This window comes from Streptomyces pimonensis, from assembly GCF_041380215.1.
GTDB lineage: Bacteria > Actinomycetota > Actinomycetes > Streptomycetales > Streptomycetaceae > Streptomyces > Streptomyces pimonensis.
Genome location: NZ_JAHWZY010000005.1, coordinates 63,556 through 84,941 on the forward strand (window position 1 = coordinate 63,556; position 21,386 = coordinate 84,941).

Consider the following 21,386-nt stretch of genomic DNA (forward strand, 5'->3'; position numbering starts at 1 on the left):
CGGGCAACCCCTGCCGGACCGCAGCCGCCGTACCGCAGGACGAACCGGGTTCCTAGGCACTCCGCAGGTACGTCTGCCGCAGCAGACCCGCCAGCGCCGAGGCGAACTCCACCGGCTCCACCGGCAGGGCGACCGCCGCCTCCGCCCGGCTCCACGTGGCGAGCCACGCGTCCTGCGGCCGCCCGATCAGCAGAAGCACCGGCGGGCAGTTGAACACCTCGTCCTTGATCTGCCGGCACATCCCCATGCCCCCCACCGGCACGGCCTCGCCGTCCAGCACGCACACGTCGATGCCGCCCCGGTCGAGCTCCGCCAGCACGGCCGCCGGGGTCGCGCACTCCACGAACTCCACGACGGGCACGTCCGGCGCCGGCCGCCGCCCGGTGGCGAGCCGCACCTGCTCCCGGGTGTTGGCATCGTCGCTGTAGACCAGCACCGTGGCGGTCGCCTGCATTGTTCCTCCACGCGTAAGAGAGAGGGCACGGCTCTGTCGGGGACTTCGGGTACCGATGGCGCGGATGCTACCCCCTCCGACCGCTTGTCAACACTGGTTCGGACACGTCTTCGAGACGGCCCCGCCACGGTCCCCGGGTGGGCCATCCGGGCAGTCCAGGAGGGCCGAACACACCGAACGGCACCCCCGGGAGTGAGGGCGGGATAAGCGACCGACATAATGTCGGCGTGGCGACAGCAACGACAGTAGATACCGGGCACGCGCACCCGTCGGTCAACCGGCCGAACCTCACCAGCGTCGGAACCATCATCTGGCTGAGTTCCGAGCTGATGTTCTTCGCGGCCCTCTTCGCGATGTACTTCACCCTGCGATCGGTGACCGGACCCGACTTCTGGTCGGAGAAGGCCGACGCCCTGAACTTCCCGTTCGCGTTGACGAACACCACGATCCTGGTGCTCTCCTCCCTCACCTGCCAGCTCGGCGTGTTCGCCGCCGAGCGCGGTGACGTGAAGAAGCTCCGGATGTGGTTCATCGTCACCTTCATCATGGGCGCGATCTTCATCGGCGGTCAGGTCTTCGAGTACACCGAGCTGGTCAAGCACGAGGGCCTGTCCCTCTCCTCCGACCCGTACGGCTCGGTGTTCTACCTGACCACCGGCTTCCACGGCCTGCACGTGACGGGCGGTCTCATCGCCTTCCTGCTGGTCCTGGGCCGGACCTACGCGGCCAGGAGGTTCACTCACGAGCAGGCGACCGCGGCCATCGTCGTGTCCTACTACTGGCACTTCGTCGATGTCGTCTGGATCGGCCTCTTCGCCACGATCTACATGATCAAGTAGCCGGACCCGCATCCACGCGCTCCTCGGGAGCGCACCAACCAGAAGCATCGACGCAGAAGATCCTGACACCGGGGTAATCCGTGAAAAAGCTCTCCGCACGACGACGCCATCCGCTGGCGGCGCTCGTCGTCCTACTCCTCGCGCTGGCATGCACCGGGGGGCTCTACGCCGTGTTCGCACCCGCGGACAAGGCGCAGGCCGACGAAACCGCCCAGTCCCTCACCATCGAGGAGGGCAAGAAGCTCTACGCGGTCGGCTGTGCCAGCTGCCACGGCACCGGCGGTCAGGGCACCTCCGACGGCCCGACCCTGGTGGGCGTGGGCGCTGCCGCCGTCGACTTCCAGGTGGGCACCGGCCGTATGCCGGCCGCCACCTCCCAGGCCGCACAGGTCCCGGACAAGCCGGCCGTCTACACGCAGGCCGAGATCGACCAGCTGGCGGCGTACGTCGCCTCCCTGGGCGCCGGCCCGGCCATCCCGACCGAGGAGCAGTACGGCCCCCAGGGCGCCGACATCGCCAAGGGCGGCGAACTGTTCCGCAACAACTGCGCGCAGTGCCACAACTTCACCGGCAAGGGCGGTGCGCTCACGCACGGCAAGTACGCCCCCAGCCTGGAGGACGTCGCCCCCAAGCACATCTACGAGGCCATGCTCACCGGCCCGCAGAACATGCCCTCCTTCCCCGACACCCTGATGTCGGAGCAGAACAAGAAGGACATCATCGCGTACCTGGGCGAGGTCAACACCGAAGAGTCCGAGAACCCGGGCGGCATGGAGCTGGGCGGGCTGGGCCCGGTCAGTGAGGGCCTGTTCGGCTGGATCTTCGGTCTCGGCGGACTGATCGCCGTCGCCGTGTGGGTCGCCGCTCGGACCGCAAAGGCCAAGAAGTCATGAGTAGCCAAGACATTCCCGAAGAGAACCTGCCCGCAGCGAGGGACACCGGCCACGGCGCGGTGAAGGTCGCGGACGAGGAGCACCCGTTCGCCGACCCGGGCCTTCCGCCCCACGAGCACCGGGTCCAGGACATCGACGAGCGCGCCGCCAAGCGGTCCGAGCGCACGGTCGCCCTGCTGTTCACGCTGTCGATGCTGGCCACCATCGGCTTCATCGCCTCGTTCGTGGCGATCCCGGTCGAGAAGATCGTCTACATCTTCCCGCTGGGCCACGTCAGCGCCCTGAACGTCGCGCTCGGTGTGACGCTCGGCGTAGCGCTGTTCGCCATCGGCGCGGGCGCGGTCCACTGGGCCCGCACCCTGATGTCCGACGAGGAGCTGACCGACGAGCGGCACCCGATCGAGGCGCCGTCGGAGGTCCGCTCCAAGATCATGGACGACTTCCGGCAGGGTGCCAAGGAGTCGCAGCTGGGCCGCCGCAAGCTGATCCGCACCACCATGTTCGGCGCGCTCACGCTGGTGCCGCTGTCCGGCGTCGTGCTGCTGCGCGAACTCGGCCCGCTGCCCGAGAACAAGCTGCGCCACACCCTGTGGTCCAAGGGCAAGCTGCTCGTCAACATGAACACCGACGAGCCGCTGCGGCCCTCCGATCTCATCACCGGCTCGCTGACCTTCGCCAAGCCCGAGGGCCTGGAGGAGCACGACCACGGCTTCCAGAACGAGATCGCCAAGGCCGCCCTGATGCTGGTCCGCATCAGGCCGGACGACATCAAGGACAAGCGCACGATGGAGTGGGGACACGAGGGCATCCTCGCGTACTCGAAGATCTGCACCCACGTGGGCTGCCCGGTCTCCCTGTACGAGCAGCAGACGCACCACGTCCTGTGCCCCTGCCACCAGTCCACCTTCGACCTCGCCGACGGCGCCCGGGTGATCTTCGGTCCCGCCGGTCACCCGCTGCCGCAGCTGCGCATCGGCGTGAATGACGAGGGCTACCTCGAAGCGCTCGGCGACTTCGACGAGCCCGTCGGTCCTGCCTTCTGGGAGCGCGGATGAGTACCACGACGACCCCCGAGTCCCGCTCGCGCGGGAAGGCGCCGGCCGGCGAGCGCGTCGCCGACTGGGCCGACGGCCGGCTGGGGATCTACTCCCTGGCCAAGGCCAACATGCGCAAGATCTTCCCGGACCACTGGTCCTTCATGCTGGGCGAGATCTGCCTCTACAGCTTCCTCATCATCATCCTCACGGGTGTGTACCTGACGCTGTTCTTCCACCCGTCGATGAACGAGGTGGAGTACCACGGCTCCTACGTGCCGCTGCAGGGCCAGCTGATGAGCGAGGCCTACAAGTCGACGCTGGACATCAGCTTCGACGTCCGTGGCGGTCTGCTGATCCGGCAGATCCACCACTGGGCCGCGGTCATCTTCCTGGCCGGCATGTTCGTGCACATGATGCGCGTCTTCTTCACCGGCGCGTTCCGCAAGCCGCGTGAGATCAACTGGCTGTTCGGCTTCCTGCTCTTCGTCCTCGGCATGTTCACCGGTTTCACCGGTTACTCGCTGCCGGACGACCTGCTCTCCGGAACCGGTGTCCGCTTCACCCAGGGCGCGATCCTGTCCGTGCCGATCGTCGGCACGTACATCTCGATGTTCCTGTTCGGCGGAGAGTTCCCCGGCACCGACTTCGTCGCGCGGTTCTACTCGATCCACATCCTGCTGCTGCCGGGCATCATGCTCGGCCTGGTGGTCGCCCACCTGATCCTGGTCTTCTACCACAAGCACACGCAGTTCGCGGGTGCCGGACGGACCAACAAGAACGTCGTGGGCATGCCGCTGCTGCCTGTCTACATGGCCAAGGCGGGTGGCTTCTTCTTCCTGGTCTTCGGCTTCACCGCGCTGATCGCCGGCATCGCGTCCATCAACCCGATCTGGAACCTGGGCCCGTACCGCCCGGACATGGTCTCCACGGGCGCCCAGCCCGACTGGTACATGGGCTTCGCCGAGGGCCTGGTCCGCGCCATGCCCGGCTGGGAGATCAACTTCTGGGGCCACACCCTGGTCATGGGCGTCTTCGTCCCGCTGGTGATCTTCGGCCTCTTCCTCGCGATCATCGCGCTCTACCCGTTCGTCGAGTCCTGGATCACCGGGGACAAGCGCGAGCACCACATCCTGGACCGGCCGCGCAACGCCCCGACCCGTACGGCCTTCGGCGTCGCCTGGATCACGGCGTACATGATCATGTTGATCGGCGGTGGCAACGACATCTTCGCCACCCACTTCAACCTCTCGATCAACGCGGTCACCTGGTTCGTCCGCATCGGCTTCTTCGCGGGACCGGTCGTCGCGTTCATCGTCACCAAGCGGATCTGCCTCGGCCTCCAGCGCCGGGACAAGGAGAAGGTGCTGCACGGCCGCGAGTCGGGCATCATCAAGCGCCTGCCGCACGGTGAGTTCATCGAGGTGCACGAGCCGCTCAGCCAGGAGCAGATGTACACCCTCACGGCGCACGAACAGTACAAGCCGGTCGAGATCGGCCCGACGGTCGACGAGAACGGCGTCCAGCGCAAGGTGAAGGCGAGCGAGAAGCTGCGCGCCAAGCTGAGCAAGGGCTACTACGGCGCGGAGTCCCAGATCCCGAAGCCGACCGTCGAGGAGTACAAGGAGATCACGAGCGGCCACGGCCACCACTGATCGCCTTCCGCGCCTCACCCCAGTCGCCACACGACGGCGAAGGGCCCCCGTCCGTTCTGCGGACGGGGGCCCTTCGCCGTACCCGGAGCTGGATAGGGTGGAGCCCGGGACCCTGCCGGGCTCCCCGACCCTTCTTCTCCGACCGTCAGGAGCGGCCATGAGCGCTGTGACCCCCGCTGGAGGCGACACCGCGGCGGGCCGCTCCTGGCCCGCCCTGCTGAACGGTCTGCTGGACGGCCGGGACCTGTCCGCCGACGACACCGCCTGGGCGATGGACCTGATCATGCGCGGCGAGGCGACCGACGCGCAGATCGCCGGGCTCGCGGTGTCCCTGCGGGCCAAGGGCGAGACCGTCGAGGAGATCACCGGCTGCGTACGGGCGATGTACGACCACGCCAACGTGATCGAGGTGCCGGGCGCCACCGTCGACATCGTCGGCACCGGCGGGGACGGCGCCAGGACGGTGAACATCTCCACGATGTCCTCGATCGTCGTGGCCGGCACCGGAGCGAAGGTCGTCAAGCACGGCAACCGGGCCGCCTCCTCCGCGTCCGGCGCCTCCGACGTCCTGGAGAAGCTCGGCGTCAACCTGGAGCTGACCCCGCGACGGGTCGCCGAGGTCGCCGAGGAGGCCGGGATCACCTTCTGCTTCGCGGTGAGGTTCCACCCGGCGCTGCGCCACGTCGCCGCGGCGCGCGGCCAGCTCGGGGTGCGGACGGTCTTCAACTTCCTGGGCCCGCTGACCAACCCGGCCAAGGTGCGGTCGCAGGCCGTAGGCGTGGCCGACGCCCGGATGGCCCCGATCATCGCCGGCGTCTTCGCCGGGCGCGGTCACTCCTCGCTGGTGTTCCGCGGCGACGACGGCCTGGACGAGCTGACGACCACCGCCACCTCCCGGGTGTGGGTGGTCCGCGAGGGCACGGTCGAGGAGGAGACCTTCGACCCGCGTGACGTCGGCATCGAGCTGGTGCCCGTGGAGGCGCTGCGCGGCGCCGACGCCTCCTACAACGCCGAGGTCGCCCGCCGGCTCCTCGACGGCGAACCCGGCCCCGTGCGGGACGCGGTGCTGCTGAACTCGGCGGCGGCGCTGGTGGCCCTGGAGCCGGGCGGCGGCACCCTGGCGGAGCAGATCCGCGCCGGGATGGCGAAGGCGGCCGAGTCGATCGACTCGGGGGCCGCCAAGCGGGTCCTGGAGCGCTGGGTGGCCGTCAGCAACGCGTAGCCGCAGGGCGAGCGCGACGTCCCGCGATCCGGACACGGGTTGCGGGACGCCGATCGTTTCCCGTACTTTCCTGTCCAGGTCACGAGTGACAGCCATCAGGCCCCGGCCGGCTGTCCGGCAACCCTCCGTCCGTGGCGGGGTGCCCCGGGTGAGGACCAGGCCGTGAGCAGCAGGGCTCACGGCAAGCGCGGACCCCTCGCACGCCAGGGGTCCTGGTCGTCGAGGAGCCTTCCGTGAGCAAGCGAATGCGCTAGGGCTGCCGAGCCCCGCCTCCGCACACCCCTTCACCTTTCCCTCCGCGCTCGAGCGACGCGCGCTCGCGCGGGGGTTCCGCCTGCCCCACCGGGAGCCCCGCCATGTCCGTCTCCACCGCCGCCGCCCCGTCCGTCCGCGCCCCGCTGCCCGTCCTCGGCCGGGACGTCACCGTCCCCCTCGTCACCGGCGGTGAGGTCGCCTACGCCGCCCTCGACTACGCCGCCAGCACCCCCGCCCTCCAGCGGGTGTGGGACGACGTGGCCGCCTACGCGCCGTACTACGGCAGCGTCCACCGGGGCGCCGGACACCTCTCCCGGCTCTCCACCGACCTGTTCGAGAACGCCCGCCGGACCGTCGCCGAGTTCCTCGACTGCCGCACGGGGGACGGCCCGGGCGAAGCCCGGTCCGGCAAGGGCGGTGGTGGGCGACGGGAGGGCGACCAGGTGGTGTTCACCCGGTCCACCACCGACTCCCTCAACCTGCTCGCCGCCGCGCTCCCCGACGGCTGCGAGGTCTTCGTCTTCGAGACCGAGCACCACGCCTCCCTGCTGCCCTGGCGGAACGCGCGGGTCACCTGCCTGGAGGCCCCGCGCAGCCCCCGCCAGGCCGTGGAGGACCTGGAGCGCGCCCTCGCCGACCGCGACCCGTACGGCTCCGCCCTGGTCTGCGTCACCGGAGCCTCCAACGTCACCGGCGAGCTGTGGCCCGTACGGGAACTGGCCGCCGCCGCGCACGCGCACGGCGCCCGGATCGTGCTGGACGCCGCCCAGCTCGTCCCGCACCACCCGGTGAGCGTGCGGGACCTGGACGTCGACTGGGTCGCCTTCTCCGGGCACAAGCTGTACGCACCCTTCGGCTCCGGGGTGCTGGCCGGCCGTGCCGACTGGCTCCGGGAGGCCGAGCCCTACCTCGCGGGCGGCGGCGCCAGCCGCACGGTCACCCGGCGTGCGGACGGGGGAGTGGACGTGGAGTGGCACGAGGGCGCCGCCCGCCACGAGGCCGGCTCGCCCAACGTCATCGGCGCCCACGCCGTCGCCTCCGCCTGCAAGGCGCTCACCGAGGCCGGGTTCGACGCCCTGGCCGCCCGCGAGGAGGAGTTGATCCGTGCGGTGCGCGAAGGGCTCGCGGACGTGCCCGAGGTGCGGTTCCTGTCCCTGTTCGGGGACGACGCCCCGCGCGTCGGCGTGCTCTCCTTCGTCGTCCAGGGGTGGAACAGTTCCCACTTCGCCGCCGCGCTCTCCGCCGAGTACGGCATCGGCGTGCGCGACGGACTGTTCTGCGCGCACCCGCTGGTGCGCACGCTGCTCGGCGGCGCCCCGGGTGCCCGGGGCGAGTGCGGCGTCCCCGGGGCGGCGCCCGGCGAGGAGTCCCTCGACGCCGTTCGGGTCAGCTTCGGCGCGGGCACGCCGGACGAGCACGTGGAGCGGTTCGTACGGGCGGTGCGCGAACTCGTGCGGGACGGCGCCCGGTGGACCTACCGCACGGTGGACGGCCGCTGCGTGCCGGACACCTCCGCCTGAGGGGTTCCGCCCCCGCCGCCCCTTCCCGCTCCCGTCCCTCGGGGGCAGCGCCCCAGGTCCGGGGCGGGAAGGGGCGGCAAGGGCGAGGAACCTAGCTGTGGGCGGGCGCGGGCAGCCGGGCGCCCAGCACGATCATGCGCAGAGCGCGCTCCGTCGCGTCGGTGAGGAGTTCCGCACCGCGGGCCAGCGCCTCGGCCAGAGCCATCGGAGCGGGCAGGATGCCGTGGCAGGCGTCCACGCCCGGAACCTCCCCCGCACCCTCCCCGAGCGTGCCCGCCAGCGCCAGCACCGGCCGCCCGGACAGCTTGGCGCGGCGGGCCACCTCCGCCGGTACCTTGCCGCGCGGTGTCTGGTGGTCCAGGGCGCCCTCGGCGGTGACGACCAGATCGGCGCGGGCCAGCCGGGCGTCCAGGCCGAGGTGGTCCAGCAGGACGGGGAAGCGGGGCAGCAGGGACCCGCCCAGGGCGGCGAGCCCGGCGCCGAGCCCGCCGGAGGCGCCCGTACCGCGGCCGAGGCGCAGGTCCGTGCCGGTGACGGCGAGATCGCGGGTCAGGACCCGCGCCCAGTTCTCCAGCGCCGCCGACAACTCCTCGACCTGCTCCGGGGCCGCCCCCTTCTGCGGTCCGAACACCCGGGCCACGCCCCGCTCCCCGCACAGCACGTTGAAGGGGTTGCAGGCGACGAGGAGTTCCACGTCGACGAGACGGGGATCGAGGCCGGCCGGGTCGATGCGCGCCAGGCGCGACAGCTCGCGCCCGCCGGGCGGCAGTTCGAGACCGTCCGCGTCCAGCAGCCGGGCGCCCAGTGCCTGGAGCGCGCCCGCGCCGCCGTCGGAGGTGCCCGAGTCGCCACAGCCCACCAGGACGCGCCGTACGCCCTGGTCGAGGGCGGCGCGGATCAGTTCCCCGACGCCGTAGGTGGTGGTGGCGCCCGGGTCGCGCCGGGTGCGGGGGACGAGGGAGAGGCCGGCGACCGCCGCCATCTCCACCACCGCCGTGTCCCGGGAGCCGAGCAGCGCGAAGTGGGTGCCGACCGGTTCCCCGACCGGACCGGTGGCGGCCAGGGCGACCAGCCGGCCGCCGGTCGCCGAGGCCAGCGCCGAGGCCGTGCCCTCACCGCCGTCCACCAGCGGGATCCGGTCGATCTCGGCGTCCGGCAGCACCCGGCGGACGCCCGCCGCGATGGCGTCGGCGGCGGCCTGGGCGGACAGCGACTCCTTGAAGCCGCTGGGGGCTACGACGACACGGTTCAGCATGGGGGGCTCCTCAGCGGGTCACGGGGACGCCGAGCAGCGGCCACACCGCGACGGCGAACAGCAGGACCAGGGCGGCGGTGAGCGGGGCCAGTACGGCGGACAGCCGCAGCAGGTCGCGCGGGGTGTAGGTGGGGGTGCCGGGGATCTCCGCGAAGAGCGTGACCGGTTTCGCGGAGGCCGGAAACGTGTGGCAGAAGCCCGCGGCGGCGGTGGAGGCCAGTGCCGCCGCGACCGGGTTCACCCCGGCGCCCACGGCCGCCGCGACCACCAGCGGGACCAGCACGGAGGAACGGGCGGAACGGGACTGCAGGATCAGGTGGGCGGCGGTGGAGACCGTGACGACGACCGTCAGGAACATCACCGGCGTGATCCTCGCGGGCAACCCGCCGACCAGCCACTTCGCCGCGCCCGACTCCGTGAGCGCCACGCCCGTCGCCGTCGTCGCCGCCATGAACAGCAGCAGCGGCCAGGGCACCGTCTTCAGCGCGTCCTTCAGCCGTACGGTGCCGAGGGCCGGCGAGGCGGCGACGACCGCGCCGATCAGCGCGACCATCGCGGGGGACACCCGGTGCAGCGGCTCGCTGCACCACAGGGCGACGACCGTGGCCAGCAGCAGGACGCAGCGCTTCTCGGCCTGGCTCCAGGGGCCGGTGACCGGACGGTCGCTGTGCCGTTGGATCTCCTCGGCGGTGATGTGCACCGGGCCCGCGCGGTCCGCGCGCCGGGTGGTGGTCGACAGGACGGCCTCGGCGGCGAGATGGGAGGAGACCACGGCCAGCGGCAGCCCGAGCAGCAGCCACTCGGTGAAGCCGACCCGCTCCCCGGCGGCCTCCCACAGCACCGACACGGTGATCAGGTGCGCTCCCGCGCCGATCAGGGTCGCCACCGCCGACAGGAGGATCACGGTCGGGAACAGCAGCGCCAGCATCACGACCAGTCGCTTCCGGTCGGCGAGTGCCTCGGCGAGGGCGAGGAACACCGGCAGGGCGAGCGCCGCCCGGCCGGAGGTGGCCGGCACCGCGAACGCCGTGACGACCAGCGCGGCCGTGGTCAGGTGCGCCAACTGCCGTACCGTACGCGCCCCGCCGACCAGGAAGGCCGCCGCCCGCCCCGCGAGCCCGGTCCGGGCCACCGCGGCAGCCAGGACGAACGCACAGATCAGCAGCCACACCGTCGAGTCGCCCAGGGTGCCGAACAGGGTGTCGCTGCTGATCACCCCGGTCGCCGTCAGCGCGAGTCCGGCGCCCAGCGCGATGTACGTGTCGTCGATCGGGGTGCCGACCCACGCGCAGGTCGCCAGCGCGAACACGGCGAGGGTGAGGCGCGCGTCCCCGCCGAGACCGGGAAGGGCGCCGGGGAGCGCGAGCAGCGCGCACAGCGACAGCGCCACGCACAGGGTCGCGGTCGAGCGGGGGGTCAGTGTCACGTCATCGACGATCCGCTCGGGCGGTGAGCCGTCGATGAGCCGGAGGTGAAGGGAGCTTCACCCGGCCGCCGGGCCCGTCACCCGGGGAGCCGGTAGCCCATCCCGCGGACCGTCTCCACCTTCTCCGCGCCGAGCTTCTTGCGCAGCGCGCGGACGTACACGTCCACGATGTTGGAGCCCGGATCGAAGTCGTAGCCCCACACGTGGGAGAGGATCTGTCCGCGGGAGAGCACCTGTCCCGGGTGCCTCAGGAACAGCTCGAGGAGCACGAACTCACGGGCCGTCAGGTCGACGGTGCGCTCCCCGGCGCGGGCGCGGCGGGTGCGCAGGTCGAGGCTCAGCGAGCCCGCCCTCAGCACCGTCACCTCCGGCGCCCGGGCAGCCGTGCGCAGCCGCAGCCGTACCCGGGCGAGCAGTTCCTCGAAGCGGAACGGCTTGGTCATCCAGTCGTCGGCGCCGCCCTCCAGACCGGCCACCGTGTCCCGGACCGAGTCCCGCGCGGTCAGCACGACCACCGGGGTCGTCACCCGGGACTCGCGCAGCTCGCGCAGCACGGTGAAGCCGTCCCGGCCGGGCAGTCCGATGTCGAGGACGACCAGGTCGAAACCGCCGGTCAGGGCGTACTCGTAGCCGGCCTCGCCGTCGGGGACGACGGTGGTGGTGAAGCCGTTGGCGCGCAGGCCCTTCTCCACGAAGGAGGCGATGCGCTCCTCGTCCTCGACGATCAGGATCCGGTTCACTGGCGTGCCTCTTCCAGGGTGAGTACGAAGGTGGCGCCGCCGCCCTCGGTGTCGTCCAGACGGACCCGGCCGCCGTGGCCCTCGGCGATCGCCTTGACGATCGACAGGCCGAGCCCGGCGCCCGAACCGCGCGCCCCGCGCCGGGAGGTGCCGCGCCGGAAGCGCTCGAAGACCAGCTCCCGGTCCTGCGGCCGGACACCGGGGCCGGAGTCGGCGACGTACAGTTCGATCCGGGCGCCCTGCGCACGGGAGCCGATGCGGATGGTCTGGCCGGTGGTGGTGTGCTGCACCGCGTTCTGCGCGAGCTGCACCATGGCCTGGGTGATCCGCTGGGGGTCCAGCCGCGCCTCCCGGTCGGCTATGTCCGTGAGCTGCCAGTCGCGTTCGCCGAGGGTGCGGACCTTGACGTAGACGTCGGCGGTGAGTTCGGCGAGCTGGACCGGCTCCGGGGTGACGAAGTCGGGGCGTTCGGCCTTGGCGAGCAGCAGCAGGTCCTCCACGATGCGGCTCATCCGGTCGAGCTCGTCGGTGACGAGGCGGACGGTCTCCTCGCGTTCGGCCGGGTCGTCGCCCATCAGCTCCAGGTGGCCGCGCACGATGGTGATCGGGGTGCGCAGTTCGTGGCCGGCGTCGTCGACGAACTGGCGCTGGGCGGCGAAGGCCCGCTCCAGCCGGTCGAGCATCGCGTTGAACGTCTCGGCGAGGGCCGCGATGTCGTCGTGGCCGCGCACCGCGATACGGCGGGTGAGGTCCTGTTCGGTGAGCTGCGCGGCGGCGGTGCGCACCAGCCGTACGGGCTGCAGGATCCGCCCGGCGACCGCCCAGCCGATGCCGGTGGTCAGCAGCAGGGCCACCCCGGAGATGGCGAGCAGCACCTGGAACACCTCGTTCACCCGGGCCACTTCGCGCGCGGGGTGGAAGGCGACGACGAACGCCGCCTCCGGGTCGCCGCCGCCGTGCCGGGCCACGGCCACCTTGGCCCAGCGGATCTCGCCCTCGGGCCGGTGCAGCACACCGGAGGCGTCGGGCGAGCCGAAGATGCGGCGCCGGGCGTCGCCGTCCCGGTGCAGGGGCAGGGCGACGGGCAGCTCGCGCGGCTGGGTGAGTTTCGCCGGGTCGCCGCTCCTCCGTGCCACCAGGCCGATCAGTTCCTCGTCCGGGTCGGCGTACTGCCGTTCCAGGAAGACCCGCAGCAGCCGGTCCGGGTCGGTGAAGGGCCGGCCCGTCTCCGGATCGAAGCCGCGCTCCTCGAAGTTGGCGAACTCCCCGGCCTCCTGGGCGAGCAGCCCGCTGATCCGGTGGTCGACGTCCCGCAGCAGGAAGGAGCGGGTGGTCATGGCGACCGAGGCGAGCGCGACCGCCATGACGAACAGCAGCCACAGCAGGATGCGGACCCGGGCGGAGATCCGCCGGCGGACCCGGTCAGCCGTCGTCGCCCGGTCCCTCGTCGCCCGGTCCGTCGTCCCCGCCGGGGGCGTCGTCCGGGGAGTCCTGGACCCGGTCGTCGTCATCGTCGTCATCCGCTGGGCTTTCGGTCACCGGGGGACGGGGGACGACCTCGTCGCTCGGCGTGGGCTCGGGCCGTGCGGACGGGGCCGCGGACGTGGGTGTCGGGGTGGGGGAGCCGCTGTCCAGTACGACCCGGGGCGGCACCTCGGGCGGTGCGGGGCTGTCGGCGAGCGCGAAGCTGGTCGCCGCGACGCCCAGCGGGATCAGGACGACGGCGGCCAGGGCCGCCATCCGGCGAGTGAGGACCATGCCCCGATCCTGCGCACCGCACCGGAGCTCCCGGATGAGCGCCGGATGAAGAACTCCTCATCCACCCGCTGGACGTCAGCCCCTCCGGCGCCCGGGGAGCGGGGATCCCTGGGCAGCGCCCCCGGGGGACGGGGGCGGGAAGGGGCGGTGAGGGCGAGGAAGCGGCTGAGGCGCCCCGGGCCGGCACCGTCCGGGGGGCGGGCGACCCCGCCTCCGGCGGACCGCTAGCTGTCCAGGCCGATGGCGAACGCCGCCTCCAGGTCGTGCTGCGAGTACGTGCGGAACGCCACGTGCGTGTCGGTGCCCTCGACGCCCGGGATCTTGCTGATCCGGCCGGGGATGGCCTCCGCCAGGTCCTCGTGCTCGCGGACCCGCACCATGGCGATCAGATCGTAGGTGCCGGTGACGGAGAAGACCTCGCTGACGCTGTCCAGCGCGGCGATCTGCTCCGCGATCTCGGGGATCCGGTCCACGCTGGTCTTGATGAGCACGATCGCGGTGATCACGGCTGGTTCTCTCCCTCGGGGGCCGGGGCAGGGGCGGTGCTCACTGTAGTCGTCCTGCGGAAACGCCCCCACGCGTAGCCGAAGCCCAGCCCGAACCCGATCAGGTGCGCCAGGTACGCCACCCCCGGCCCCTCGCCCGCCCGCCCCGCCGCCGCCCACTGCAGCGCCGCCCAGAACGGCAGCACCACCCACGCCGGCAGGCGCACCGGCAGGAAGAACAGGAACGGCAGGAGACTGGTCACCCGGGCCCGGGGGAACAGGAAGAGGAAGGCGCCGAGCACCGCCGAGATCGCCCCGGAGGCGCCGACCAGGGACCGCTCGGAGTCCGCGTTGGCGGCGGCGTACCCCAGCAGCGCGAGGTAGCCGCAGCCGGCGTAGCACAGGGTGAACCGCACCCGGCCCATCCGTGCCTCCGCCATCGCTCCGAAGACGTGGAGGAACAGCATGTTGCCGAGCAGGTGCACCCAGCTGCCGTGCACGAACAGCGCCGTGGCGGGGGTGAGGACGGCGCCGGGGGATCCCTCGAACAGGTCCGCGGGGATGACGCCCCAGCGCCGGAAGTAGGCCCTCTGCGCGTCCAGCAGCTCCTCCCCGGTGCCGTGGGCCGGATGCAGGCCGGAGGCCGGCCCGACCAGGAAGACCAGGCAGCACAGCACGATGAGGGTGTGGGTCACCGGCGCGGAGGTGCCCCGGGTCGCCCCGGCGGCCGACGCGCTCCAGTTGCGGATCATGGATACAGAGCATGACGTAACCGGACGCAACCACACAGACCGCCTCGCCGCCGCGGACGGGCGGACGGCGGACGTCCGCCAGGCCGTAGGGTTACGAGCCGGACGCGCCGGGGAGCCGGTGCGTCACGGACACTGGAAGGAAGGCGGACAGCCACGATGACGGTTCCCCTGCCGACCGCCTCGACGCGGTGGCGCTGCACCCTCTGCGGCAACCTCACCCGCTTCGACGTGACCCGCTCGTCGAAGGTCGTCGAGTACGTGCACCTCGATCTGGCCGGAGAGCCCAGGGTCGAGGAGCGCGAGGTGCTCGATGAGACCATCGAGTCGGTGCGGTGCCGCTGGTGCAACGCCGTGGATCAGGTGGAACTCGTGGACAGGCCGGGCGCCGGCTCCTGAGCGGGAGCGGGCCCCGCTGACGGCGCCCCCGCACGGGGTCGCACACAGGCATGGGGGTGTGACGGATGGTGGAGATCGCGGGCGGAGAGCCGCAGGACGGCGCCGCCGAGATGCTCGACCGTCCGCTGCCCGACGGAGTGCGCCGCAGGGTCGTCCAGATCGTCGCCGACGGCTTCGGCGGACTCACGGTCGCCGAGCTGCCCGCCCAGCTGCGGCAGTACGCGCGCTTCGCCCCGAACCGCCGCGCCAAGTTCGCCGGCAACGCCATGGCCGCGGCCCTGGAGACCGATCCGCTGTTCCGGCAGCGCATCGGGGAGAAACTCCGAGAGGCCCAGCCGGAACTGACCGGCGCCCTCGACTCCGGTTCCCCGCCCCCGGCCGCGGACCCGCTCGACGTGGCGGCCGCGGCCTATGTGCTCCGCCCGCCCGGCTGGGTCAAACTGGTGACCGCCGCAGGCGAGGAGGTCCAGCGCGCCGACGCCGAGCGCGCCGACGAGGAGACCCGGGCCGAGCTGGAGCGGCTGCGCGCCGAACTCGACCGGGCCCGTGAGCACACCAGGTCCGAGACCGAGCGGTTGCGCACCGAGCTGGAGGCGGCGAAGAAGGAGGCCGAGTCGCTGCACCGCAAGCTGCGCTCCGCCCTCAGCGACGTCAAGCGCGGCGAGGCCGCCGCGCGCAAGCTGCGGAGCGAGATGGAGACCGTGCGCGCCGAGGGCCACGCCCAGGTGTCGGCCGCCGAGAGCGAGAGCCGGCGCCTCAAGGCCCGGCTGGGGGAGACCGAGGCCGCGCTGGAGGCCGCCCGCCGGGCCGCCCGGGAGGGCCGCAGCGTGGAGGACATGCGGGTCCGGCTGCTGCTGGACACCGTGCTGGACGCCGCCCAGGGGCTCCGTCGGGAGCTGGCACTGCCTCCGGTGTCCGTCCGGCCCGCCGAGACCGTGGACGCCGTCGAGCCCGGCCGCATGACCCCGAAGGACATCGCCGCCCGCGCGCTGTCCGAGCACGACCCGGCCATCCTCGACCAGCTGTTGGCGCTGCCGCAGGCGCATCTGGTCGTCGACGGCTACAACGTCACCAAGACCGGCTATCCCCAGATGCCCCTGGAGAAGCAGCGCCTGCGCCTGCTGGGCCAGCTCGCCCAGCTCGCCGCCCAGACCGGCGCCGAGGTGACCTGTGTCTTCGACGGAGCCGAACTGGCCGTGCCGGTGCTGCTCGCGCCACCGCGCGGCGTGCGGGTGCTGTTCTCCAAGCCGGGTGTCACCGCCGACGAGCTGATCCGCCAGCTGGTGCGCGCCGAGCCGCCGGGGCGGCCCGTCATCGTCGCCTCCACCGACCGTGAGGTCGCCGACGGAGTGGCCCGCGCGGGCGCCCGTCCGGTCGCCTCGGCGGTGCTCCTGAAGCGGCTCGCGTAGCGCTTCCGGAGCGGCGCGCGCAGGACCTCCCCCAAAAGGCTTACCTCACACCTCATGCACATCCGTACCTCGTGCAACGTACGGGATCTATGCCCGAATTGACGGAACCGTCACGCAACGTAGCGTCAGGGAGGCGTCACCGCAGGTGATTTCGGACCGGATGAACCCGCTGTGACGGAGATTTCGCGTCCAGGGATTTGAACTGATCACAGGAGAATCACTAGGGTCTCCCTTCGAACCCTCGCTCGCGCGATCACTCTCGAGAAGGAGCTCGTCTCCGTGGCGTCCCACCGTCGTCCCAAGCAGCCGAGCCGCGCACGCGTCACCGTGCTCACCACCGCTGCCGCAGCTGCCGTCGTCATGAGCTCGCAGGCCGCCAACGCCGCCCCGAGCGAGAAGCCGAGCAAGGACGAGGTCAAGGCCAAGGTCGACAAGCTCTACGAGCAGGCTGAGCAGGCCACCGAGAAGTACAACGGGGCCAAGGAGAAGCAGGAGAAGCTCCAGAAGGAGATCTCCACCATCCAGGACAACGTCGCCAGGGGCCAGCAGGAGCTCAACGAGCTGCGCGACGAACTCGGCTCGATGGCCAGCTCCCAGTACCGCAGCGGCGGCATCGACCCCTCCGTCCAGCTCTTCCTCTCCGCCGACCCGGACGACTACCTCGACAAGGCGTCCACCCTCGACCAGTTGAGCGCCCAGCAGGTCGACGCGCTGAAGGAGATCCAGGAGAAGCAGCGCGAGCTCGCCCAGCAGCGCTCCGAGGCGTCCGAGAAGCTCCAGGACCTCTCCGCCACCCGCACCGAACTGGGCAAGAAGAAGAAGGAAGTCCAGGGCAAGCTCTCCGCCGCGCAGAAGCTGCTCAACAGCCTCACCGCGGCGGAGAAGGCCCAGCTCGCCCAGGAGGAGACCCGCGCCACCCGCGCCAGCGAGCGCCAGGCGCTCGACGTCAAGGTCCCGGCGGGCTCCGGCCGCGCCGCCGCCGCCTTCGCCGCCGCCCAGAGCAAGATCGGCACCCCCTACGTCTACGGTGCCACCGGCCCGTCCTCCTTCGACTGCTCCGGCCTGACCTCCTGGGCGTACGCGCAGGCCGGCGTCGGCATCCCGCGCACCTCCGAGGCGCAGACCGGCGCGGGCACCAAGATCTACTCGATGAGCCAGCTCAAGGTCGGCGACCTCGTCTTCTTCTTCAACGACCTGCACCACGTGGGTCTCTACGCGGGCAACGGCCAGGTGCTGCACGCCCCGCGCACCGGCACCGTCGTGCGCTACGAGTCGATGAACACCATCGGCGGCCCGTTCATGTTCGGCGTCCGCGTCTGACTGCCGCCGTTCGGGGGATTCCCCGTCGCGCCGATCTTCCCCGCGCCCCGTCTCCGACACAGGTCAGAGGCGGGGCGTCACTGTGTGCTGTCGCCTCGGCCATGGGTCCGTCCGCGCCGTGACGGCTACTGTCTGCCGCGTTTCCCCGTCCGCCAGCGGAAGGAGCACGGCTTCCCGTGGGGTCCCACCGCCGTACCGCACCGTCGTCCGGATCCGACCGGGGCGCCGCCGTCGCCCTCGGTCTGCTGTCCGCGGCGGCCACCGCCCTCGTCGCCGTACCGGCCGCGGCCACGCCGTACGACGTCACCCGGGCCGAGGTGGACCGCCTGTACCGGGAGGCCGAGAAGGCGACCGAGGCGTACAACGAGGCCGACGAGCGCGCGGACGGACTGCGCCGGCAGATCGCCGCCGTGCAGGACGGCATCGCCCGGCAGCAGCAGCGCGTCAACACCATGCGGCAGTCGTTGGGTTCGCTCGCCGGCGCCCAGTACCGCTCCGGCGGTCTCGACCCCGCCCTCGCCCTGCTGCTCTCCGAGGACCCGGAGGACTACCTCGAGAAGGCCTCCGTACTGGACCGGGTCACCGTCCACCAGGCCGGTGAGCTGAGGAGGCTGAGGGGCACCCTGCGCTCCCTCGCCCGGGACCGGGCGGAGGCGGCCGGGAAGCTCGGCGCGCTGGAGAAGAGCCGCAGGGCCGTCGCCGCGCACAAGCGGACCGTCGAGCGCAAGCTCACCGAGGCCCGTCGGCTGCTCGCCTCCCTCCCGGCCGGCGAACGCGCCGCCTGGGACCGCGCCACCCGCTCCGCACGCACGGACCTGCCCGGCCCCGGCGCGGAGCCCGCCTCGGGCCGCGCGGCGGCCGCCCTCGCGGCGGCCCGCTCCGCCCTCGGCAAGCCCTACGTCTGGGGCGCCGAGGGCCCGTCCTCCTTCGACTGCTCCGGGCTGACCCAGTGGTCGTACGCCCAGGCCGGGGTCGCGCTGCCGCGCACCTCGCAGGCCCAGCGGTATGCCGGCCGGCAGGTCCCGCTGTCCGCGGCGCGCCCCGGCGACCTGGTCGTCTACCGCTCCGACGCCTCCCACGTCGGGATGTACGCGGGCAACGGCCAGGTGATCCACGCGCCCTACCCCGGCGCCCCGGTGCGCTACGACCCGGTCGGCATGATGCCGGTCTCGTCGGTCACCAGGGTCTGACCGCACCGGCCCGGTGCCCGTACCCTCGGAAGGTGGCTGGTCGCAGGCGGGTGCCGGGTGCGTCGGTGACGGCGCTGTGTCTGCTGCTCGTCTCCCTGGTGGGGTGCGGCGGGCCACCGGCCGTCGACGTCGTACGCGCGCAGGTGCAGTCCCTCCTCGACCGCCGCGCGCAGGCGGTCCTCGACCACGACGCCGCCGCCTACGCCCGTACCGGCACCCGGGACGGGTTCGACAACCTGCGCGCGGTGCCGTTCGCGGACTGGTCCTACCGTGTCACCGCCCTCGACCGCACCGGTGACACCGCCACCGCCTCCGCCGACCTGAGCTACCGCGTCGAGGGCCACGACCGGTCACCGGTCACCACCGCCCGCTCCCTGAGCCTGAGCAGGGACCGCGACGGCCGCTGGTCCGTCGACTCCGACCGGCCCGCGCGGGAGTCCGCCCAGCAGTTGTGGGACCAGGGGCCCGCACGCGCCGTCCGGGGCGAGCGGAGCCTCGTCCTCGGCGTCGGGCAGCCCGACGGGGAGCTGCGGGACTACGCCGAACTGGCCGACCGCGCGGTGCCCGCGGTGTCCGACGCGTGGGGCCCGCAGTGGAGCCGGCGCGTGGTCGTCCTGGTCCCGGGGAGCCTGGAGGGCATGGCGGGCCTGCTGGGCTCGCCCGCCTCCTCCTACCGGGGGATCGCGGCGGTCACCACCGGCGCCACCGGTGCGGACGGGCGGGCGCCGGCGGACCGGGTCGTCGTCAACCCGGAGGCCTTCGGACTGCTCGGCGACTCGGGCCGGCAGGTCGTCCTCACCCACGAGACCACCCACGTCGCCACCCGCGCACACACCTCCGCCGCGACCCCGCTGTGGCTGTCCGAGGGGTTCGCCGACTGGGCCGGCTACCGCGGCGGCGACCGCGTCCCCGCGGAGGTCGCACCGGAACTCGCCCGTGCGGTGGGCCGGGGCGAGGTGCCCGGGGGACTGCCGGACGACGAGGACTTCGGCTTCTCCGGCGACGCGGACCACCTCGCCCGTGCCTACGAGAGCGGCTGGCTGGCCTGCCGCCTCATCGCCGAGCACTGGGGCGAGGAACGCCTCGGCGAGTTCTACCGCGCCGTGGGCGCCCACGAGCACCGCGACGGCGCGGTGGAGGACGCGATGCACCGAGTCCTCGACACCACCCGCGAGGACTTCACGGCGCAGTGGCAGGAGTACGTGAAGGACGCACTGGGCTGAGCACTCGCCGCCTGCCGCCTGCCGCCTGCCGCCTGCCGCCTGTCGTCGTGGGCGGTCGTGCCTTCCTCGGTGTCTTGGGGCCTGGGGTGCCCAGGGCGGCACGGGTGGGCGGTGGGGCCCCGCCCGAGCGCAGCCGGGAGGGGGAGCACCCCGTCGACGCCGGGCCGAGCGATCCCCCGGCCGCACCGACGCGGAGTGCCCGCGAGCGCCGGGCTGCGCGGAGACCCCGGCTCGCGGCACGCGTGCGCACCGTCCGGACCGGACTCAGGACGAGACCGGCGCCTCGGCGGCACGACCCGGGCCGGGAACCCGGGGAACCGGACGCCGCCGGGGAACCGTCGCACACCACAGCACACGCGCCGCCAACGCCGCCGCCCCCACCAGGAGCCCGTTACGCAGTACCAGCAGCGCGATGCCGAGCGGATCGCTGGCCACGACATGGGCGAACCACACCGGGAACTCCAGCACCGTCACCAACGAGGCGACCAGCACCAGCCCCACCGGCACCCCCATCCGGCTCTCCCGGAAGCACAGGCACACCGCCCCGAGCCCGACCAGCCACACCATGTACTGCGGACTGATCACCCGGCTCGTCGTGGTGAACATCAGCACCGCCACGAACGCCGCGTCGGCCACGGTCCGCGCCTCGAAACGGACGGCCATCATCCGCCACAGCACCAGCCAGGCCAGCGCGGCCCCGCTGAGGAACAGCGACCCCGTGCTCACCCAGCTCACGTACGGGCCGAGGAACTCGACCGAGCCGTAGTTGAGCAGCACCTCGCCGTCCCAGCCGTGGTGCCGGGCCACATGGAGGACGAGCGCCCCCAGCGACTCCACCTCCGTCCCCCGGTCCCGCTGGAAGGTCAGGAACGCGAACGCGCCCGGCATCAGCACGGCGAACAGGGCGGCCACACCGACACCGGTCCCCACGGCCCACGCCCACGCACCGCGCCGCCGCACCGCGAGCAGCAGCAGCGCCGGCCACACCTTCACCAGCGCCCCGAAACCGGCGAGCGCCCCCGCCAGCCGGGGGTGCCGGCCGGCCGCCAGCAGCGCGGCCACGGCGACCGCGGTCACCATCACGTCGTAGCGCGCGTACACCGTCGGTCCGAGCAGCGGCACCCCCGCCACCCACACCCAGGCGCCGCGCGGCGACCGTCCGGGACGCCGGCCGGCGTACCGCAGCAGACACAGCGTGACCAGGTCGGCGAGACAGGCCAGGACGAAGAACGCCGTGGCGTACTCCAGGAACGGCAGCAGGCCGGGGGAGAGGATCGCCAGGGCCGCGGCGGGCGGGTACTGCCAGGTGACGTCGTCCAGCGGGAACGTCCCCGTGCGCAGGACGTCGTACCAGCCCCGGTAGATGACCGACACGTCGCTGGTGACGTCCGGCCCGGGGAAGACGATCACCTTCAGGACGCACAGCAGCAGCGCGGCCCGCGTCAGTGCCCACAGGAGCAGCAGCCGGGCGGGGGACCCTCGTGCGGCCGTCGTCTTCATCTGCTCCCTGCCCGTCCGGTGTGCGGTCGTGAGGGGCCATGATGTCCCGGACACCGGTGT

20 protein-coding genes and 1 riboswitch are annotated in these 21,386 nt (G+C 72.5%); of the genes, 11 read left to right on the plus strand and 9 right to left on the minus strand.

Features of this window, described 5'->3' with window-relative positions:
* Positions 1-52 precede the first annotated feature (52 nt).
* Positions 53-454 carry a hypothetical protein gene (locus KYY02_RS07005; RefSeq protein WP_371236620.1) on the minus strand — a complete coding sequence of 134 codons (402 nt, stop codon included), beginning with the start codon at positions 452-454 and terminating at the stop codon, positions 53-55.
* A 227-nt stretch (positions 455-681) separates the two neighbouring features.
* On the opposite strand from KYY02_RS07005, the gene ctaE reads away from it, so the two are divergent.
* From ctaE to KYY02_RS07035, 6 genes are all read left to right on the plus strand, one after another.
* Positions 682-1,293 (plus strand): aa3-type cytochrome oxidase subunit III, encoded by a 612-nt coding sequence (gene ctaE, locus KYY02_RS07010; protein WP_371236621.1) that lies wholly within the window; start codon positions 682-684, stop codon positions 1,291-1,293.
* Between the two features lie 80 nt (positions 1,294-1,373).
* Positions 1,374-2,186: a cytochrome bc1 complex diheme cytochrome c subunit gene (gene qcrC / locus KYY02_RS07015; protein WP_371236623.1), complete on the plus strand. Its 813-nt coding sequence runs from the start codon at positions 1,374-1,376 to the stop codon at positions 2,184-2,186.
* On the plus strand, positions 2,183-3,241 hold the full coding sequence (qcrA, locus tag KYY02_RS07020) for a cytochrome bc1 complex Rieske iron-sulfur subunit (RefSeq protein ID WP_371236624.1): 1,059 nt from the start codon (positions 2,183-2,185) through the stop codon (positions 3,239-3,241). Before qcrC ends, qcrA begins: the two co-directional genes overlap by 4 nt.
* Positions 3,238-4,875 carry a cytochrome bc1 complex cytochrome b subunit gene (qcrB, locus tag KYY02_RS07025; RefSeq protein ID WP_371236625.1) on the plus strand — a complete coding sequence of 546 codons (1,638 nt, stop codon included), beginning with the start codon at positions 3,238-3,240 and terminating at the stop codon, positions 4,873-4,875. Before qcrA ends, qcrB begins: the two co-directional genes overlap by 4 nt.
* Positions 4,876-5,032: 157 nt before the next feature.
* On the plus strand, positions 5,033-6,097 hold the full coding sequence (gene trpD, locus KYY02_RS07030) for an anthranilate phosphoribosyltransferase (protein ID WP_371236626.1): 1,065 nt from the start codon (positions 5,033-5,035) through the stop codon (positions 6,095-6,097).
* 77 nt (positions 6,098-6,174) lie between these two features.
* A riboswitch (SAM riboswitch) is annotated at positions 6,175-6,291 on the plus strand.
* A gap of 162 nt (positions 6,292-6,453) precedes the next feature.
* Positions 6,454-7,872, plus strand: coding sequence for an aminotransferase class V-fold PLP-dependent enzyme (locus KYY02_RS07035; RefSeq protein ID WP_371236627.1), 1,419 nt, complete (start codon positions 6,454-6,456; stop codon positions 7,870-7,872).
* 91 nt (positions 7,873-7,963) lie between these two features.
* Here the strand turns inward: KYY02_RS07035 and KYY02_RS07040 are convergent, their stop codons facing one another.
* The 7 genes from KYY02_RS07040 to KYY02_RS07070 form a co-directional block, all read right to left on the minus strand.
* Positions 7,964-9,127 carry a glycerate kinase gene (locus KYY02_RS07040; RefSeq protein ID WP_371236628.1) on the minus strand — a complete coding sequence of 388 codons (1,164 nt, stop codon included), beginning with the start codon at positions 9,125-9,127 and terminating at the stop codon, positions 7,964-7,966.
* Between the two features lie 10 nt (positions 9,128-9,137).
* On the minus strand, positions 9,138-10,553 hold the full coding sequence (locus KYY02_RS07045; protein ID WP_371236629.1) for an SLC13 family permease: 1,416 nt from the start codon (positions 10,551-10,553) through the stop codon (positions 9,138-9,140).
* Positions 10,554-10,630: 77 nt separating this feature from the next.
* Complete coding sequence (locus tag KYY02_RS07050) at positions 10,631-11,293, minus strand: response regulator transcription factor (protein ID WP_371236630.1); 663 nt, start codon at positions 11,291-11,293, stop codon at positions 10,631-10,633.
* Positions 11,290-12,804 carry a sensor histidine kinase gene (locus KYY02_RS07055; RefSeq protein ID WP_371236632.1) on the minus strand — a complete coding sequence of 505 codons (1,515 nt, stop codon included), beginning with the start codon at positions 12,802-12,804 and terminating at the stop codon, positions 11,290-11,292. The genes KYY02_RS07050 and KYY02_RS07055 overlap by 4 nt, the downstream gene beginning before the upstream one ends.
* Entirely contained in the window at positions 12,716-13,051 is a 336-nt protein-coding gene (locus KYY02_RS07060; RefSeq protein WP_371236633.1) for a small secreted hydrophilic protein, read from the minus strand. The genes KYY02_RS07055 and KYY02_RS07060 overlap by 89 nt, the downstream gene beginning before the upstream one ends.
* Before the next feature lie 224 nt (positions 13,052-13,275).
* Positions 13,276-13,557 (minus strand): Lrp/AsnC family transcriptional regulator, encoded by a 282-nt coding sequence (locus KYY02_RS07065; protein ID WP_371236634.1) that lies wholly within the window; start codon positions 13,555-13,557, stop codon positions 13,276-13,278.
* Complete coding sequence (locus KYY02_RS07070; RefSeq protein ID WP_371236636.1) at positions 13,554-14,288, minus strand: rhomboid family intramembrane serine protease; 735 nt, start codon at positions 14,286-14,288, stop codon at positions 13,554-13,556. The genes KYY02_RS07065 and KYY02_RS07070 overlap by 4 nt, the downstream gene beginning before the upstream one ends.
* Before the next feature lie 156 nt (positions 14,289-14,444).
* On the opposite strand from KYY02_RS07070, the gene KYY02_RS07075 reads away from it, so the two are divergent.
* From KYY02_RS07075 to KYY02_RS07095, 5 genes are all read left to right on the plus strand, one after another.
* Positions 14,445-14,684, plus strand: coding sequence for a hypothetical protein (locus KYY02_RS07075; RefSeq protein ID WP_004989130.1), 240 nt, complete (start codon positions 14,445-14,447; stop codon positions 14,682-14,684).
* A 65-nt stretch (positions 14,685-14,749) separates the two neighbouring features.
* Positions 14,750-16,093 carry an NYN domain-containing protein gene (locus tag KYY02_RS07080; protein WP_371236638.1) on the plus strand — a complete coding sequence of 448 codons (1,344 nt, stop codon included), beginning with the start codon at positions 14,750-14,752 and terminating at the stop codon, positions 16,091-16,093.
* Between the two features lie 279 nt (positions 16,094-16,372).
* Positions 16,373-17,413, plus strand: a complete 1,041-nt coding sequence (locus tag KYY02_RS07085) for a C40 family peptidase (RefSeq protein ID WP_371236639.1) — start codon at positions 16,373-16,375, stop codon at positions 17,411-17,413.
* A gap of 176 nt (positions 17,414-17,589) precedes the next feature.
* The gene (locus tag KYY02_RS07090; RefSeq protein WP_371236640.1) at positions 17,590-18,603 is read left to right on the plus strand and encodes a C40 family peptidase; all 1,014 of its coding nucleotides are present in this window, start codon (positions 17,590-17,592) and stop codon (positions 18,601-18,603) included.
* Between the two features lie 32 nt (positions 18,604-18,635).
* Entirely contained in the window at positions 18,636-19,826 is a 1,191-nt protein-coding gene (locus KYY02_RS07095) for a hypothetical protein (protein ID WP_371236642.1), read from the plus strand.
* Between the two features lie 264 nt (positions 19,827-20,090).
* Here the strand turns inward: KYY02_RS07095 and KYY02_RS07100 are convergent, their stop codons facing one another.
* Entirely contained in the window at positions 20,091-21,326 is a 1,236-nt protein-coding gene (locus KYY02_RS07100) for a glycosyltransferase 87 family protein (protein WP_371236644.1), read from the minus strand.
* Positions 21,327-21,386 lie beyond the last annotated feature (60 nt).